Genomic DNA, 16,004 nt, shown 5'->3' on the forward strand with positions numbered 1-16,004 from the left:
GGCGTGGGTTCCTCCCCACGCCTTTTTTAGACTCAATTTCCCTCCTTTTTATTGTGGTTATCCAGTAAAATTCCAACGGCAAATCATCTCACAATCAATGATTTGAATATAAAAATTCACTGGAAGAATACTATGGCACATTTTATTGGCAAGGCAGCACTGCTGGCGCTCAGCATGATCTCGGTTTCAGCATATGCATCTCACTGGAGCTACGAAGGCGAAGGTTCACCGGAACACTGGGGCGAACTGGATGATGCTTACAAGGCCTGCCAGAGCGGGAAGAATCAGTCTCCGATTAATATCGACGCTACTGCCAAAGCGCATATTTCACCGCTGGTAACGCGCTACATTGATGGCCCGGTGACGCTGACGAACAATGGCCACACCATCCAGGCCGCTGAAGATGCGCAGACGCGCGATTCCATCACCCTCGACAACCAGACCTGGACTCTGCAGCAGTTCCACTTCCACGCTCCGGCTGAGAACGCGATTCATGGCAAAAAGTCCGCCATGGAGATGCACCTCGTGCATAAAAATGCGAACGGCGCACTGGTGGTGGTAGCGGTGATGTTTGATAAGGGAGCGGCGAACGCCGAGCTGGATAAACTGTGGGGCGTCATGCCTGGGCAGGCAGAGCAATCGGCGAAACTGGATACACATCTGAACCTGAACAAGCTTTTGCCGAAGGACAAAACCTACTGGCGCTTTAGCGGTTCCCTGACCACGCCACCGTGCTCAGAGGGTGTCACCTGGATCGTGCTTAAGCACCCGATGACACTTTCCGACGCACAGCTGGAAAAGTTTACCCACACTATGCATCACGATAATAACCGTCCGGTACAGTCCCTGAATGGTCGCGTTGTTGTGGAATAATGCTCGCACGGCGCGCTGAGATCATGTTCTAAAATGCGACTCAGATCGCAAAGAAGGGCGATAATCTGCTGCTTAAAACAGCAGATTATCCGGATTAAGTGAGTCATTTATGCAGAAATGATGAGAACTTACGGGAATTTGTAAGCGCCTATAAAACAACCACAATCATATAACACAATGATTTACATGATTAATAATCTCTCGCACAAACGCTGAGCAGCAATTCCTTGATCTGTAACAGCGGATTGTTCAAAGTTTGGCCTTTCATCTCGTGCAAAAAATGCGTAATATACGCCGCCTTGCAGTCACAGTATGGTCATTTCTTAACACATGCGCATCGGACACTATCAGCTCAGAAATCGCCTGATCGCAGCGCCCATGGCAGGTATCACTGACCGGCCGTTTCGGACGTTGTGCTACGAGATGGGAGCAGGATTGACTGTTTCCGAGATGATGTCGTCTAACCCTCAGGTTTGGGAAAGCGATAAGTCCCGTCTTCGGATGGTGCATATTGATGAGCCAGGTATTCGCACCGTGCAAATTGCCGGAAGCGATCCTGAAGAAATGGCGGAAGCCGCGCGTATTAACGTTGAAAGTGGCGCCCAAATTATTGATATCAATATGGGTTGCCCGGCAAAAAAGGTGAATCGCAAGTTGGCAGGTTCCGCCCTTCTGCAATACCCCGACCAGGTGAAGCTGATCTTGTCGGGGGTGGTTAACGCAGTGGACGTTCCCGTTACGCTGAAGATTCGCACTGGTTGGGCGCCGGAACACCGTAACTGTGTAGAAATTGCCCAACTGGCCGAAGACTGTGGTATCCAGGCCCTGACCATTCATGGACGCACTCGCGCCTGTTTGTTCAACGGCAATGCGGAATACGACAGCATTCGGGCAGTTAAGCAGAAAGTTTCCATTCCGATTATCGCGAATGGCGACATAACTGACCCGCTAAAAGCCAGGGCTGTGCTCGACTATACAGGGGCAGATGCTCTGATGATAGGACGTGCGGCTCAGGGAAGACCCTGGATCTTTCGGGAAATCCAGCATTATCTGGACACTGGAGAGTTGCTTGCGCCACTGCCTCTGGCAGAGGTTAAGCGCTTGCTTTGTTCGCATATTCGGGAACTGCATGACTTTTATGGTCAGGCAAAAGGGTACCGAATTGCGCGTAAACACGTTTCCTGGTATCTCCAGGAGCACGCTCCAAATGACCAGTTTCGGCGCACATTCAACGCCATAGAGGATGCCAGCGTACAGCTGGAGGCGTTGGAGGCATACTTCGAAAATTTTGCGTAAACAGAAATAAAGAGCTGACAGAACTATGTTCGAACAACGCGTAAATTCTGACGTACTGACCGTTTCTACCGTTAACTCTCAGGATCAGGTAACTCAAAAACCCCTCCGTGACTCGGTAAAACAGGCACTGAAGAACTATTTTGCTCAACTGAACGGTCAAGATGTTAGTGACCTGTATGAGCTGGTATTGGCTGAAGTTGAACAGCCACTGTTGGACATGGTGATGCAATACACCCGCGGTAACCAAACCCGCGCAGCCCTGATGATGGGTATCAACCGTGGTACTCTTCGTAAGAAGCTGAAAAAGTACGGCATGAACTAATTTCGATTAGCTAAATGCTTGTTTAAAAAGGCGCTACTCGGCATGGGGATGCGCCTTTTTTATTGCCTTTTTTCCGAACGTCAAGGGTTTGTAAACCTTGCCTTTTCCCGCTTTTCAACGCCTGCTTTTCGTGTATATTTCCACCACCTTACAGGGCCTCTTCTTCAACACGGAACGACACAATGATTCGTAAATACGGGTGGTTAGTGGTATTTGCTGTCACGGTTTTCATCTTCGATGCGCTGCTGATCCAGTGGATTGAGTTGCTGAGTACCGAAACCGATAAATGTCGCAATATGAATTCCGTAAATCCTCTCAAACTGGTGAACTGCTCAGAGCTCGATTAAGCGGCGAACACCCGTAAAAACGGCCTTAACACCCAGTAAAAACGGGGATTTAAATCCCTTTTCGCCATTCCGTTACGATGGTAATGTCACTGCCCTTTTCAGGCGCATTGCATATCGTCTCACTGAGAATGAGTTAAACCCCCATGCTGGTAAGCCAATACAACCAAATCCTCGTTGTCGTCTCCTTTGTTGTTGCCATCCTCGCTGCCTACACCGCGCTGAATATGGCCGCGCGCGTCGCGGGGAGTCAGGGTATTGCTGCGCGCGTCTGGCTGGCGGGCGGCGGCGTGGCGATGGGGATCGGCGTATGGGCGATGCATTTTATCGGCATGCTGGCGATGGATATCTCCATGAGCATGAGCTACAGCCCGGCGATAACCGTGCTGTCGATGGTGATTGCGATTGGCTCGTCGATGTTTGCGCTTTGGCTGGTGAGCGGAGAGCAATTGCGTTTACGCCGCCTTTTACCTGGCGCATTAGTGATGGGCACCGGGATTGTCGCCATGCATTACACGGGGATGGCGGCGCTGGAAGTGACACCGGGGATCATCTGGGACAAAACCTGGATCGCCCTCTCTGTGGTCATCGCGCTGGCAGCCTCACTGGCCGCCCTGTGGCTCACCTTCCGATTGCGCCATGAGGCGGCCCAGGTGGCACTGATGCGTTTAGGTGCCGCCGTGACGATGGGCATTGCCATTGCGGGCATGCATTATGCGGGCATGAAAGCGGCGCAGTTCCCGGCATCGACGGAAATGCATCATGACGGGATTAATGGCAGCTGGCTGGCGGTGCTGGTCAGCGTGGTTGCACTCTCTATTCTCGGCATCACCTTACTGGTTTCCATGCTCGATGCGCGCCTCCAGGCCCGCACTTCGCTGCTGGCCTCTTCGCTTGCCGAAGCCAACCGCGAGCTGGCCCAACTTGCGCTGCACGATACCCTGACCCGCTTGCCCAATCGCATACTGCTGGAAGACCGTCTCGACCAGGCGATCAGCAAGGCCGATCGCGAAGGAACGCACTTTGCGCTGATGTTTATGGATCTTGATGGCTTCAAAGGGGTGAATGATGCCTACGGCCATGATACGGGCGATAAACTTCTGGTGGCGGTCACCGAGCGGCTCCTGTTGCCGCTGAAAGGCCAGTACACCCTCGCCCGCATTGGCGGCGACGAGTTTGTTCTGCTGGCGGAAGTCGGCGGTCCGGATGATGCGGCTTCGCTGGCCAGTGCGCTGGTTCGCACCATCGACAGCCCGTTCAACGTCGAACCTTACGAGCTGGTCGTGACTGTCAGTATTGGCATTGCGCTCTATCCGCACGACGGAAAATCCGATCGTGAGCTGATGTTTAATGCCGACGCGGCGATGTATCACACCAAACGTATGGGCCGTAACGGGTATCACTTTTTCCAGCCGTCGATGAACACGCTTGCGCAAACCCATTTACAGCTGATGAACGATCTGTGGCTGGCGATCGATCGCGATGAACTGCGCCTGCACTATCAACCGAAATTCCACGCTCCGGCTGGCCCGATACTCGGCTTTGAAGCCTTGCTGCGCTGGGAGCACCCTAAACAGGGGCTCCTGACGCCTGATGTCTTCCTGCAGCTGGCAGAAAAAACCGGGCTGATTATCCCGATAGGGAACTGGGTGATTAACGAGGCCTGCCGCCAGCTGCGCGAGTGGCACATGCAGGGCCACAGCGCGTGGTCGATGGCGGTGAACCTATCGACGCTACAGTTTGAACAACCCACGCTGGTTCAAACGGTCCTCGACTGCCTGGCACGGCATAACCTTCCAGCGGAGTCGTTGATCCTCGAAGTGACAGAAACCACTGCGATGCACAATCCGGAGGAGAGCGTCAGGATCTTAACGGAGCTGACAAATGCAGGCGTAAAAGCGTCGATTGATGATTTCGGGACGGGCTATTCCAGCCTGCTCTATCTGAAGCAATTGCCGGCCTGCGAGCTGAAAATTGATCGCGCGTTCGTGAAGGATTTGAGCGGGGAAAGCGACGACGCCACGATTGTCTCGGCGATTGTCGCGCTGGCGAAAACGCTGAATCTTAAAGTGGTCGCAGAAGGGGTGGAGACCGAAGCCCAGCAGCAGTTCCTGACTGAACTTGGCTGCAATACGCTGCAGGGATATCTGCTAGGCCGTCCCGTCACCGCGCAGACCGTCGAAGAGCTGTGCAATAACCTGGAAGCGATGAAGAACCCTCTGCCATCATGAAGCAACAGGATAGATCGCTGGCGGCACGCGGGTGATATTTAACGTCGCCAGGATATTGTCCACCAGCGCGGGGGCTTGTTGATAGAGATTAAAATTCTCACTATTCATTAACCAGTTTTTAATTAATCCGCTAAAAAAACCATGAAAAACAATCAACGTCATATCGATATTTAACGGCGGAGAGATGATTCCTTTCGACAACCCCTTCTCCAGCAGTGCGCGAACGTTCTGGTAATTAAAGCCAATTCTGTTTCTAATTTCACACTCTGATGTCATTTCATTATTAAATTCACATTTATGATACAGAATCTGTAACAGCGACCGCTGGCGAAGATCGCGAGAAATATATTGCAACGCAACAATAAAGCGCTCGCGAAGAACGCATAAAGGATCGTCATTGAGCGTCAGTGAAAGCTGGTCGTGAATTAAATCGCACAGGGGCAGTTGCTGCTCCCATATGGCATTAAAGATTTCCGACTTGCTGGTAAAGTGCCAGTAAATTGCTCCGCGCGTGACGCCTGCGGCATCAGCGATATCGGTCAAGGTAGTGCTGGCCACACCCCGCGTGGAGAACTGCGCTATGGCGGCTTCGATCAGCTGTTGTCTTGTTTTGAGTGCATCTTCTTTCGTTTTACGCGCCATAGACTCTCATCCATTACCTGAATACTTTTCCACGTAACCCTGAGCACGTAGTCGTGAAAGTATTCCCTAAAAGGAATTGTTATTCTGAACAAAAAAAGGCAATGACCTTAATTAATAATTCACGTAAATGAATAGCAATCATTAGATTCATAAAATATATGAATAACCTTAAGTGTATTTGGCAAACGCCCGTTGTTGTTCTTCACTATATCCTTGATTAGTCGTATCAGGCCCTGGTTTTTATCCTAATAATCGATGTGCCGCACTTATAAATTAAACAACATCACTGTGCCCCATTATGATGTGCGTTGACTTTCTGACTCTTTGCCCCCGCAACCCTTTTCATCACTTCACGGCAAATATCAGTTTATTGTTTTTAAAGGAACAGTAATGAAGAAACACTTCAGGCTTTTACCCTTATCCGGTTTAATTATCTGCTCCGCGCTGCTTGCTGGCTGTGATGGTTCTGATAACTCAAAACCAAGCGCACAGGCACCTCAGGTAACTGTATATGTCGTGAAAAGTGCTCCGCTGGCGGTGACCACTGAACTACCAGGGCGTACGGATGCCTTTCGCGTCGCTGAAGTTCGTCCCCAGGTAAGCGGCATTGTTTTACGTCGTAATTTTACCGAGGGCAGTGATATCAAAGCGGGCGATTCTCTGTATCAGATCGATCCTGCGACCTATCAGGCCGCGTATGACAGTGCGAAAGGCGATCTGCAGAAAGCCGAAGCCGCCGCTAACATCGCTCATTTGACCGTGAAACGTTATGTCCCTCTGGTCGGTACGCAATACGTCAGTCGACAAGAGTATGACCAGGCGGTGGCCAACGCCAGACAGGCCGATGCCAGCGTTACTGCCGCTCAGGCGGGTGTCGAAACGGCGCGCATCAATCTTGCTTACACCAAAGTGTCATCGCCAATTAACGGACGGATTGGTAAATCCAGCGTCACAGAAGGCGCGCTGGTCACCAATGGGCAGACTTCAGCACTGGCAACCGTGCAACAGCTTGATCCGATCTATGTGGATGTCACACAGTCGAGCAATGACTTCATGCAGTTGAAGCAGGCGAGTCTGCAAAAAGGCAATGACACCAGCACCGTCCAGCTGCTGATGGAAAACGGGCAGCCGTACCCGGAAAAGGGCACGCTGCAGTTCTCCGACGTCACCGTTGACGAGAGCACCGGTTCCATCACTCTTCGCGCCGTCTTCCCAAATCCTCAGCATATGCTGTTACCCGGCATGTTTGTGCGTGCCCGTATTGATGAAGGCGTGCAACCGAATGCCATTCTGGTTCCGCAGCAGGGGCTCACTCGCACACCGCGCGGTGACGCCACGGTTCTGGTGGTGAATGCCAAAGAGCAGGTTGAGATGCGAACCGTAGTTGCGCCACAGGCCATTGGCGATCGTTGGTTGGTCACCGAAGGGTTGAAGGAAGGCGATCGCGTGATCGTCAGCGGCCTGCAAAAAGTCCATCCTGGCGCCACTGTGGTCGCCACGCCGGATTCCGCCGCGCCTAAAGCCAGTTAAGGGATTAATCAATGGCTAACTTCTTTATTCAAAGGCCGATTTTCGCCTGGGTACTCGCCATCATATTGATGATTGCGGGCGGGCTGGCAATTCTCAAATTGCCGGTGGCGCAGTATCCCACCATCGCGCCACCAGCCGTAGCCGTTACGGCTGTTTATCCTGGCGCTGATGCGCAGACGGTGCAGGACACCGTGACCCAGGTTATCGAACAAAACATGAATGGTATCGATAACCTGATGTACATGTCCTCCACCAGCGATTCAGCGGGTAATGTGACCATCACTCTGACCTTCCAGTCTGGTACGGATCCGGATATCGCGCAGGTACAGGTTCAGAACAAACTCCAGCTGGCGATGCCGCTCCTGCCGCAAGAAGTGCAGCAGCAAGGGATCGGCGTGGAGAAATCCAGCAGCAGCTTCCTTCTGGTCGCCGGCTTTGTCTCTGATAACAAAAGCCTGACGCAGGATGATATCTCAGACTACGTCGCCTCCAACGTCAAAGACTCCATCAGCCGGACCTCCGGTGTGGGCGACGTTCAGCTGTTTGGCGCGCAGTACGCCATGCGCATCTGGCTCGACAGCAACGCGCTGAATAAGTATCAGCTGACGCCGCTGGATGTCATTAATCAGCTTAAAACCCAGAACAACCAGATCGCTGCCGGGCAACTGGGGGGGACGCCTGCAGTACCTGGGCAGCAGCTGAACGCCTCGATCATCGCGCAAACGCGCCTGAAAACACCGGAAGAGTTTGGCAAAATTACGCTGAAAGTGAATCAGGATGGCTCAATGGTGCATCTGAAAGATGTGGCCCGCATTGAGCTTGGCGGTGAAAACTACAACATGGTGACGAAGATCAACGGCCAGGCGGCCACCGGTCTCGGCATCAAGTTAGCGACAGGTGCGAACGCGCTGGATACCGCCGCGGCCATTAAATCAAAACTGGCAGAGCTGCAGGCCTTCTTCCCGCAAGGGCTGAAAGTCGTTTATCCGTACGACACGACACCTTTCGTGAAAATCTCCATTCATGAAGTGGTCAAAACCCTGTTCGAGGCGATCATTCTGGTCTTCCTCGTCATGTATCTGTTCCTGCAAAACCTGCGTGCCACTCTTATCCCCACCATTGCGGTGCCCGTCGTATTGCTGGGGACTTTTGCCGTGCTGGGCGCTTTCGGATTTTCCATCAATACCCTAACGATGTTTGGGATGGTGCTGGCGATAGGCTTGTTGGTCGATGATGCCATCGTGGTCGTGGAGAACGTTGAACGCGTTATGGTGGAAGACAAGCTCCCGCCAAAAGAGGCAACGCAAAAATCCATGGAGCAAATCCAGGGGGCGCTGGTCGGTATCGCGATGGTGCTTTCGGCGGTGTTTGTTCCGATGGCCTTTTTTGGTGGATCTACCGGTGCCATTTACCGTCAGTTCTCCCTGACCATCGTTTCTGCCATGGCCCTTTCCGTGCTGGTTGCGTTAATTCTGACACCCGCCCTTTGCGCCACACTGCTTAAACCGGCATCGGAAGAGCATCATGCAAAAGGCGGTTTCTTTGGCTGGTTCAACAATCTCTTTGATAAGAGCGTGGAGCATTACAGCAATAGCGTGGGCGGTATCTTACGCAGAACCGGGCGCTATCTGGTGGTGTATGTGCTGATTGTCGCGGGCATGGCGGTACTGTTTTTACGTCTCCCGACCTCCTTCCTGCCTGAGGAAGATCAGGGCGTGTTTATGACCATGGTCCAGCTTCCGGCTGGTGCCACGCAAACCCGCACACAGCAGATCCTGGATCAGGTCCAGCAGTACTATCAAACCAAAGAAAAAGCCAACGTAGAATCGGTCTTTACGGTTAACGGCTTTAGCTTCAGTGGCCAGGGGCAAAACTCCGGTATCGCGTTCATCAGTCTTAAGCCATGGGATCAACGTCCAGGCGCTGAGAATAGTGTAGGAGCGATCGTTGGCCGTGCGACCAAAGCCTTTAGCCAGATCAAAGATGGCCTGGTGTTCCCCTTCAACCTGCCAGCGATTATCGAACTGGGTACCGCAACCGGCTTTGACTTTGAGCTGATTGACCAGGCAAACCTTGGACATACCGAGCTGACAAAAGCACGTAATCAGTTGCTGGGCATGGTTAAAGAACATCCTGAGATGCTGGAGCGTGTGCGTCCAAACGGGCTGGAAGATACGCCGCAATTCAAGCTGGATGTCGACCAGGAGAAAGCGCAGGCGCTGGGTGTGAGCGTGTCTGATATCAACCAGACCATTTCAACCGCCCTCGGCGGGACCTACGTAAACGACTTTATCGATCACGGTCGCGTGAAAAAAGTGTACGCGCAGGCAGATGCGCCGTTCCGTATGTTGCCGGGAGATATCAACAATCTGTATGTGCGCAGTGCTAACGGAGAGATGGTTCCCTTCTCTGCGTTTAGTACCTCGCGCTGGATTTCAGGCTCCCCGCGCCTTGAGCGCTACAACGGTATGCCATCCATGGAAATTCTTGGTGAAGCTGCGCCAGGCAAAAGTACCGGTGAAGCAATGGTCCTGATGGAGTCACTTGCGCAGAAACTGCCTTCCGGGATTGGCTACGACTGGACGGGAATGTCCTATCAGGAACGACTCTCTGGCAATCAGGCTCCTGCGCTGTATGCCATTTCGCTCATCGTGGTGTTCCTGTGTCTGGCGGCGCTTTACGAGAGCTGGTCGATTCCCTTCTCCGTTATGCTTGTCGTGCCGCTGGGTGTTATTGGTGCCCTGCTCGGCGCGTCGTTGCGCGGTCTGAACAACGATGTCTATTTCCAGGTGGGACTCCTCACCACCATCGGGTTATCCGCCAAGAACGCCATTCTTATTGTGGAGTTTGCGAAAGACCTGATGGAGAAAGAAGGCAAAGGCGTTATCGAAGCCACCCTTGAGGCATCACGCATGCGTCTTCGCCCGATTCTGATGACCTCCCTGGCGTTTATCCTCGGTGTACTGCCTCTGGTTATCAGCCATGGTGCAGGCAGCGGTGCGCAAAACGCCGTGGGGACAGGGGTGATGGGAGGGATGTTGTCCGCAACACTGCTGGCTATCTTCTTCGTTCCTGTCTTCTTTGTGGTCGTCAGAAGACGATTTAACCGCAACGATAAGTAAATTAAACAGAAAAGGCGTCGCTCGGCGCCTTTTCTTTTTCCTTCAAAGAGAACATTAGCGCACAAACTATCATTGTATTATGATGCGTCTGCGAATAATGAGAAACGCTAACAACCCCGGTTATTCATTTATTACATCCACACTTCCTTCATAAATTCATGCCTTTCCTAAATCTTCTCCACGATTTTTACAAACCACATAATTTGAGATTATTCATACTGACTCTGCAGAGGAATGTAGTGGTAAAATGTTCTCCAGCTCGATAAATACCCTTTCGGTTTTATAGCGAGTAAGTTTTAATTCTGAGGTAACATCATGAAAAGATTCATTTGCGTTGCAACACTCGCTGCGCTTCTTGCCGGTTGCGCACACGACTCTCCGTGTGTTCCGGTTTATGACGATCAAGGCCGACTGGTTCATACCAATACCTGTATGAAAGGAACCACCCAGGATAACTGGGAAACAGCAGGGGCCATCGCCGGTGGTGCCGCTGCTGTTGCTGGCCTGACGCTAGGTATCGTCGCGTTAACTAAATAATCTTTCCCTGGCAAAAGCGCGTCTAGTCCGCGCTTTTGCTTCAAATCAGTGCAGCCTTTTTACGATTCGTTAAAAAAACTCCCCTCTTCATTCTGCCTCGCTTATTAATACCTGATTCTTCTCACATCTTTTTTGCGGTGTATTTTTTATTTCATTTTCCCGCGTGATACTTTTCACAAATTAACGAGATTAACTATCCTGCCAATATTCACGTCAGAAACTATCTTCCTGAATTCACTGACGGACTCGCAACTTTTGCTCTGATTTGTGGCGTAGGTTGTGATTTCGCACCATTCCGGGGCGCTCGATTTATTTATCCCTGTCTACACTCTGCATTATGCGTTCAATTATCCCAATTTCTGCCGAACGCAAAAACTGGCATTACGTTTGCTTTATAAACGTCGGCCAACGCCACAGACAGGTAAAGCGTTTTAAAACGACTTTCTATAAAGATAAATTTCGCCACACAGGATGCAATATGAAAAAGACGATGATAGCCAGCCTTGCCGCTGCGGGCATGCTGTTTGCTGTAGCGGGTCAGGCTCATGCGGGTACCACGCTGGATGCCGTTAAAAAGAAAGGCTTTGTGCAATGCGGTATTAGTGATGGGTTACCGGGCTTCTCTTACGCCGATGCGGACGGAAAGTTCACTGGCATTGATGTCGATGTTTGCCGTGGCGTTGCAGCCGCTCTCTTCGGGGATGATACCAAAGTAAAATACACCCCGCTGACGGCGAAAGAACGTTTCACCGCTTTGCAATCCGGCGAAGTAGACATGCTTTCTCGTAATACCACATGGACGTCATCCCGTGATGCCGGGATGGGGATGTCGTTCACCGGCGTGACCTATTATGACGGCATCGGCTTCCTGACCCATAACAAAGCGGGGCTGAAGAGCGCGAAAGAGCTGGATGGCGCCACCGTATGTATTCAGGCTGGCACCGATACCGAGCTGAACGTCGCCGACTATTTCAAAGCCAACAACATGAAATACACGCCTGTGACCTTCGATCGCTCTGACGAATCCGCTAAAGCGCTGGAATCAGGCCGTTGCGATACGCTGGCCTCTGACCAGTCACAGCTGTATGCCCTGCGCATCAAGCTGAGCAACCCGGCGGAATGGATTGTTCTGCCTGAAGTTATCTCGAAAGAACCTCTCGGCCCGGTGGTTCGTCGCGGTGATGAAGACTGGTTCTCGATCGTTCGCTGGACGCTGTTTGCCATGCTGAACGCCGAAGAAATGGGTATCAACTCGAAAAACGTCGACGAGAAAGCGGCAAATCCATCAACACCGGATATGGCACATCTTCTGGGTAAAGAGGGTGACTTCGGCAAAGATCTGAAACTCGACAATAAGTGGGCTTATAACATCATCAAACACGTCGGTAACTATTCAGAGATCTTCGAGCGCAACGTGGGATCGGAAAGTGCGCTGAAGATCAAACGTGGCCAGAACAACCTCTGGAACAACGGCGGTATTCAGTACGCTCCGCCAGTACGTTAAGCATTTGGCTGTAACGGGCACTGCAACTGCGGTGCCCCATCCAGAGTCATGGTTACCGAGGTTTCTTTATGTCCCATCGCCGCTTAGCCGTAAAAGGAAAGCTTTCCTTTTCTCATCCCGCGGTTCGCGCCTGGCTATTCCAGATAATCGCCGTCGTTGCCGTTGTGGTTGTTGCGGTTTATTTGATTCATAACACTGTGGCCAACCTGAGCAATCGCGGTATTACTTCAGGCTTTGCATTTCTGGATCGCAGTGCTGGTTTTGGTATTGTGCAGCATCTGATTGATTATCAAGAGGGTGATACCTACGGAAGGGTGTTTCTGGTCGGTTTGCTTAATACACTGCTGGTCTCCGGACTCTGTATTGTATTTGCTTCATTCCTGGGTTTTTTCCTCGGTCTTGCACGCCTTTCTGATAACTGGCTCTTACGCAAACTGTCGACGATTTATATCGAGACGTTTCGCAATATTCCGCCACTGCTGCAGATCTTTTTCTGGTATTTCGCCGTACTGCGTAATCTGCCCGGCCCGCGTCAGGCCGTTGATGCCTGGGATCTTTTTTATCTGAGTAACCGGGGTCTCTATATCCCCTCACCTCTTGCGGGTGAGGGTTTGTATGCGTTTATCGCGGCCATTGTTATTGCGATTGCGATTACCGTGGGGCTGTTTCGCTATAACCGGACGCTGCAGATTAAAACCGGGCAACTTCGCCGGACATGGCCAATCGGCGCCGCATTGATCATAGGATTGCCGTTACTGGCGCAATGGGTGTTCGGAGCCGCTTTGCACTGGGATATTCCGCAGCTCCGGGGCTTTAACTTCCGCGGTGGAATGGTCCTCATTCCTGAACTGGCAGCCCTGACGCTGGCGCTGTCGATTTATACCTCCGCATTTATTGCAGAAATCATTCGCTCCGGTATTCAGGCGGTTCCCTATGGGCAGCACGAGGCTGCGCGTTCTCTCGGCTTACCTAACCCGGTAACGCTGCGCCAGGTGATCATCCCTCAAGCCTTACGCGTGATCATCCCACCGCTGACCAGTCAGTACCTCAATATCGCTAAAAACTCCTCGCTGGCTGCCGCGATTGGTTATCCCGACATGGTTTCGCTGTTCGCCGGAACCGTACTGAACCAGACCGGACAAGCTATCGAGACGATCGCTATCACGATGTCCGTCTATCTGATTATCAGCCTGACGATCTCATTGCTGATGAATATCTATAACCGCCGTATCGCCCTGGTTGAGCGCTAAGGAACCATGATGACAAAAGCCGTATTGTCACACCCCTCGCGTCCGTCCAGCACCGGAAGCTGGCGTTTCATCGCCTGGGCACGCAAAAATCTGTTCTCCTCCTGGAGCAACAGTCTCCTGACGATTGTCAGCTTATGGCTGATGTGGGAGTTGATCCCTCCGCTTCTGAACTGGGCTTTCCTGCAGGCAAACTGGGTGGGCTCAACGCGGGCAGACTGTACCAAAGCAGGCGCCTGCTGGGTGTTTATTCACGAACGTTTTGGCCAGTTTATGTATGGGCTGTATCCACACGATCAGCGCTGGCGCATCAATCTGGCGCTGGTTGTCGGGTTGCTGTCGATTGTGCCGATGTTCTGGAAAAACCTGCCGCGCCGTGGACGTTACATTGCCTGCTGGGCGGTAGTGTATCCACTGATTGTCTGGCTGCTGCTGTATGGGGGAATTCTGGGGCTGGAGCGAGTCGAGACGCGCCAGTGGGGCGGATTGACGTTGACGCTAATCATCGCGTCTGTGGGGATCGCCGGAGCGCTGCCGTTAGGCATTCTGCTGGCACTTGGCCGTCGCTCCACCATGCCGGTGGTGCGCATTCTTTCGGTGATTTTCATTGAGTTCTGGCGCGGGGTGCCGCTGATCACCGTCCTGTTTATGTCTTCCGTGATGCTGCCGCTATTTATGGCGGAAGGCACCACGATCGACAAACTGATCCGCGCTCTGGTGGGTGTTGTTTTATTCCAGTCGGCTTATGTCGCAGAGGTGGTTCGCGGAGGTCTGCAGGCGCTGCCGAAAGGTCAGTACGAAGCCGCTGAATCGCTGGCGCTCGGTTACTGGAAAACGCAGGGGCTCGTGATCTTACCTCAGGCTCTCAAGATGGTTATCCCTGGTCTGGTGAACACCATCATCGCACTCTTCAAAGATACCAGCCTGGTGATCATCATCGGATTGTTCGATCTCTTTAGCAGCGTTCAGCAGGCAACGGTCGACCCGGCATGGCTCGGGATGTCGACCGAAGGCTATGTTTTCGCTGCACTTGTTTACTGGATCTTCTGTTTCAGCATGTCGCGCTACAGCCAACATCTGGAAAAGCGCTTTAACACCGGGCGTACACCGCACTGAGGAATTTATGAGCAAAATAACGATGACCCCTGCCGACGCGATGATTACGCTGGAAAACGTCAATAAATGGTACGGCCAGTTTCATGTCCTGAAAGATATCAACCTAAAGGTTAAACAGGGCGAACGTATTGTCCTGTGCGGCCCCTCAGGTTCAGGAAAGTCGACGACTATTCGCTGTATTAACCATCTTGAGGAACATCAACAAGGCCGGATTGTTGTTGACGGGATTGAGCTGGATGAAGACATTCGCAATATCGAACGGGTCCGCCAGGAAGTGGGAATGGTATTTCAGCATTTCAATTTATTCCCGCATTTGACCGTGTTGCAGAACTGCACGCTGGCACCTATTTGGGTCCAGAAGATGCCCAGGAAGGAGGCCGAAGCGCTGGCGATGCATTACCTGGAACGCGTGCGTATAGCCGAGCATGCGAACAAGTTCCCCGGACAGATCTCTGGTGGGCAGCAGCAGCGTGTGGCGATCGCCCGTTCTCTGTGCATGAAACCTAAAATCATGCTGTTTGATGAACCGACTTCAGCGCTGGATCCGGAGATGGTGAAAGAGGTGCTGGATACGATGATTGGTCTGGCGCAATCGGGAATGACTATGCTCTGTGTGACGCATGAGATGGGCTTTGCCAGGACGGTGGCGGACAGAGTGATCTTTATGGATCGTGGGGAAATCGTGGAACAGGCTCCTCCGGAAGAGTTTTTCGCGCATCCTAAATCTGAACGTACGCGCGCATTCCTGTCTCAGGTGATTCATTAATGGTTTTCGTTGCCCGGTGGCTTTTTGCTGCCGGGTAGTCATTGTATTTCTGAGACTTAAACGCAAAAAGGCCATCCTTGCGGATGGCCTTTTCACTTATTTGATGTCTGGCAGTTCCCTACTCTCACATGGGGAGACCCCACACTACCATCGGCGCTACGGCGTTTCACTTCTGAGTTCGGCATGGGGTCAGGTGGGACCACCGCGCTAAAGCCGCCAGACAAATTCTTTTTACTATTGCCGAACTTCAACCACGTAATAAAGTGGTGCTGATACCCAGAGTCGAACTGGGGACCTCACCCTTACCAAGGGTGCGCTCTACCAACTGAGCCATATCAGCACGCTAAATTTGATGCCTGGCAGTTCCCTACTCTCACATGGGGAGACCCCACACTACCATCGGCGCTACGGCGTTTCACTTCTGAGTTCGGCATGGGGTCAGGTGGGACCACCGCGCTAAAGCCGCCAGGCAAA

At 52.2% G+C, this 16,004-nt stretch carries 13 protein-coding genes, 1 tRNA gene and 2 rRNA genes; 12 read left to right on the forward strand and 4 right to left on the reverse strand.

The window, feature by feature from the left end:
• Nucleotides 1-132: 132 nt before the first annotated feature.
• The 5 genes from QQF33_RS07415 to QQF33_RS07435 all read left to right on the forward strand — a co-directional run bounded on the left by QQF33_RS07415 (nt 133) and on the right by QQF33_RS07435 (nt 5,066).
• A complete protein-coding gene (locus QQF33_RS07415; RefSeq protein WP_285148094.1) occupies nt 133-873 on the forward strand; it encodes a carbonic anhydrase in 741 nt (246 codons plus the stop codon).
• A 330-nt stretch (nt 874-1,203) separates the two neighbouring features.
• Nucleotides 1,204-2,169 carry a tRNA dihydrouridine synthase DusB gene (dusB, locus tag QQF33_RS07420; protein ID WP_282491897.1) on the forward strand — a complete coding sequence of 322 codons (966 nt, stop codon included), beginning with the start codon at nt 1,204-1,206 and terminating at the stop codon, nt 2,167-2,169.
• Nucleotides 2,170-2,194: 25 nt separating this feature from the next.
• Nucleotides 2,195-2,491: a DNA-binding transcriptional regulator Fis gene (gene fis, locus QQF33_RS07425; RefSeq protein WP_003855228.1), complete on the forward strand. Its 297-nt coding sequence runs from the start codon at nt 2,195-2,197 to the stop codon at nt 2,489-2,491.
• A 182-nt stretch (nt 2,492-2,673) separates the two neighbouring features.
• Nucleotides 2,674-2,838 carry a DUF2556 family protein gene (locus QQF33_RS07430; RefSeq protein ID WP_282491898.1) on the forward strand — a complete coding sequence of 55 codons (165 nt, stop codon included), beginning with the start codon at nt 2,674-2,676 and terminating at the stop codon, nt 2,836-2,838.
• A 143-nt stretch (nt 2,839-2,981) separates the two neighbouring features.
• On the forward strand, nt 2,982-5,066 hold the full coding sequence (locus QQF33_RS07435; protein ID WP_285148093.1) for a putative bifunctional diguanylate cyclase/phosphodiesterase: 2,085 nt from the start codon (nt 2,982-2,984) through the stop codon (nt 5,064-5,066).
• Here the strand turns inward: QQF33_RS07435 and envR are convergent.
• Nucleotides 5,061-5,708 carry an acrEF/envCD operon transcriptional regulator gene (gene envR, locus QQF33_RS07440; RefSeq protein ID WP_285148091.1) on the reverse strand — a complete coding sequence of 216 codons (648 nt, stop codon included), beginning with the start codon at nt 5,706-5,708 and terminating at the stop codon, nt 5,061-5,063. The two genes, QQF33_RS07435 and envR, sit on opposite strands and share 6 nt — an antisense overlap.
• 390 nt (nt 5,709-6,098) lie before the next feature.
• On the opposite strand from envR, the gene QQF33_RS07445 reads away from it, so the two are divergent.
• The 7 genes from QQF33_RS07445 (at nt 6,099) to QQF33_RS07475 (ending at nt 15,530) form a co-directional block, all read left to right on the forward strand.
• Nucleotides 6,099-7,238, forward strand: a complete 1,140-nt coding sequence (locus QQF33_RS07445; RefSeq protein WP_282491901.1) for an efflux RND transporter periplasmic adaptor subunit — start codon at nt 6,099-6,101, stop codon at nt 7,236-7,238.
• 11 nt (nt 7,239-7,249) lie between these two features.
• On the forward strand, nt 7,250-10,360 hold the full coding sequence (locus QQF33_RS07450) for an efflux RND transporter permease subunit (RefSeq protein WP_285148089.1): 3,111 nt from the start codon (nt 7,250-7,252) through the stop codon (nt 10,358-10,360).
• 315 nt (nt 10,361-10,675) lie between these two features.
• Nucleotides 10,676-10,897 carry a lipoprotein gene (locus tag QQF33_RS07455; RefSeq protein WP_015960684.1) on the forward strand — a complete coding sequence of 74 codons (222 nt, stop codon included), beginning with the start codon at nt 10,676-10,678 and terminating at the stop codon, nt 10,895-10,897.
• 478 nt (nt 10,898-11,375) lie between these two features.
• Nucleotides 11,376-12,401: an amino acid ABC transporter substrate-binding protein gene (locus QQF33_RS07460; RefSeq protein WP_282491903.1), complete on the forward strand. Its 1,026-nt coding sequence runs from the start codon at nt 11,376-11,378 to the stop codon at nt 12,399-12,401.
• A gap of 68 nt (nt 12,402-12,469) precedes the next feature.
• Nucleotides 12,470-13,651: an amino acid ABC transporter permease gene (locus QQF33_RS07465; protein ID WP_282491904.1), complete on the forward strand. Its 1,182-nt coding sequence runs from the start codon at nt 12,470-12,472 to the stop codon at nt 13,649-13,651.
• Between the two features lie 9 nt (nt 13,652-13,660).
• Complete coding sequence (locus QQF33_RS07470; RefSeq protein ID WP_282491905.1) at nt 13,661-14,764, forward strand: amino acid ABC transporter permease; 1,104 nt, start codon at nt 13,661-13,663, stop codon at nt 14,762-14,764.
• A gap of 7 nt (nt 14,765-14,771) precedes the next feature.
• Nucleotides 14,772-15,530 (forward strand): amino acid ABC transporter ATP-binding protein, encoded by a 759-nt coding sequence (locus tag QQF33_RS07475; RefSeq protein ID WP_282491906.1) that lies wholly within the window; start codon nt 14,772-14,774, stop codon nt 15,528-15,530.
• A gap of 105 nt (nt 15,531-15,635) precedes the next feature.
• Here QQF33_RS07475 and rrf (QQF33_RS07480) read toward each other — a convergent pair.
• From rrf (QQF33_RS07480) to rrf (QQF33_RS07490), 3 genes are all read right to left on the reverse strand, one after another.
• A 5S ribosomal RNA gene (gene rrf / locus QQF33_RS07480) occupies nt 15,636-15,751 on the reverse strand.
• Between the two features lie 43 nt (nt 15,752-15,794).
• Nucleotides 15,795-15,870, reverse strand: a tRNA-Thr gene (locus tag QQF33_RS07485).
• A 14-nt stretch (nt 15,871-15,884) separates the two neighbouring features.
• A 5S ribosomal RNA gene (gene rrf, locus QQF33_RS07490) occupies nt 15,885-16,000 on the reverse strand.
• Nucleotides 16,001-16,004: the final 4 nt, after the last annotated feature.

This window comes from Lelliottia wanjuensis (genome assembly GCF_030238365.1).
GTDB classification, from domain to species: Bacteria; Pseudomonadota; Gammaproteobacteria; order Enterobacterales; family Enterobacteriaceae; genus Enterobacter; species Enterobacter wanjuensis.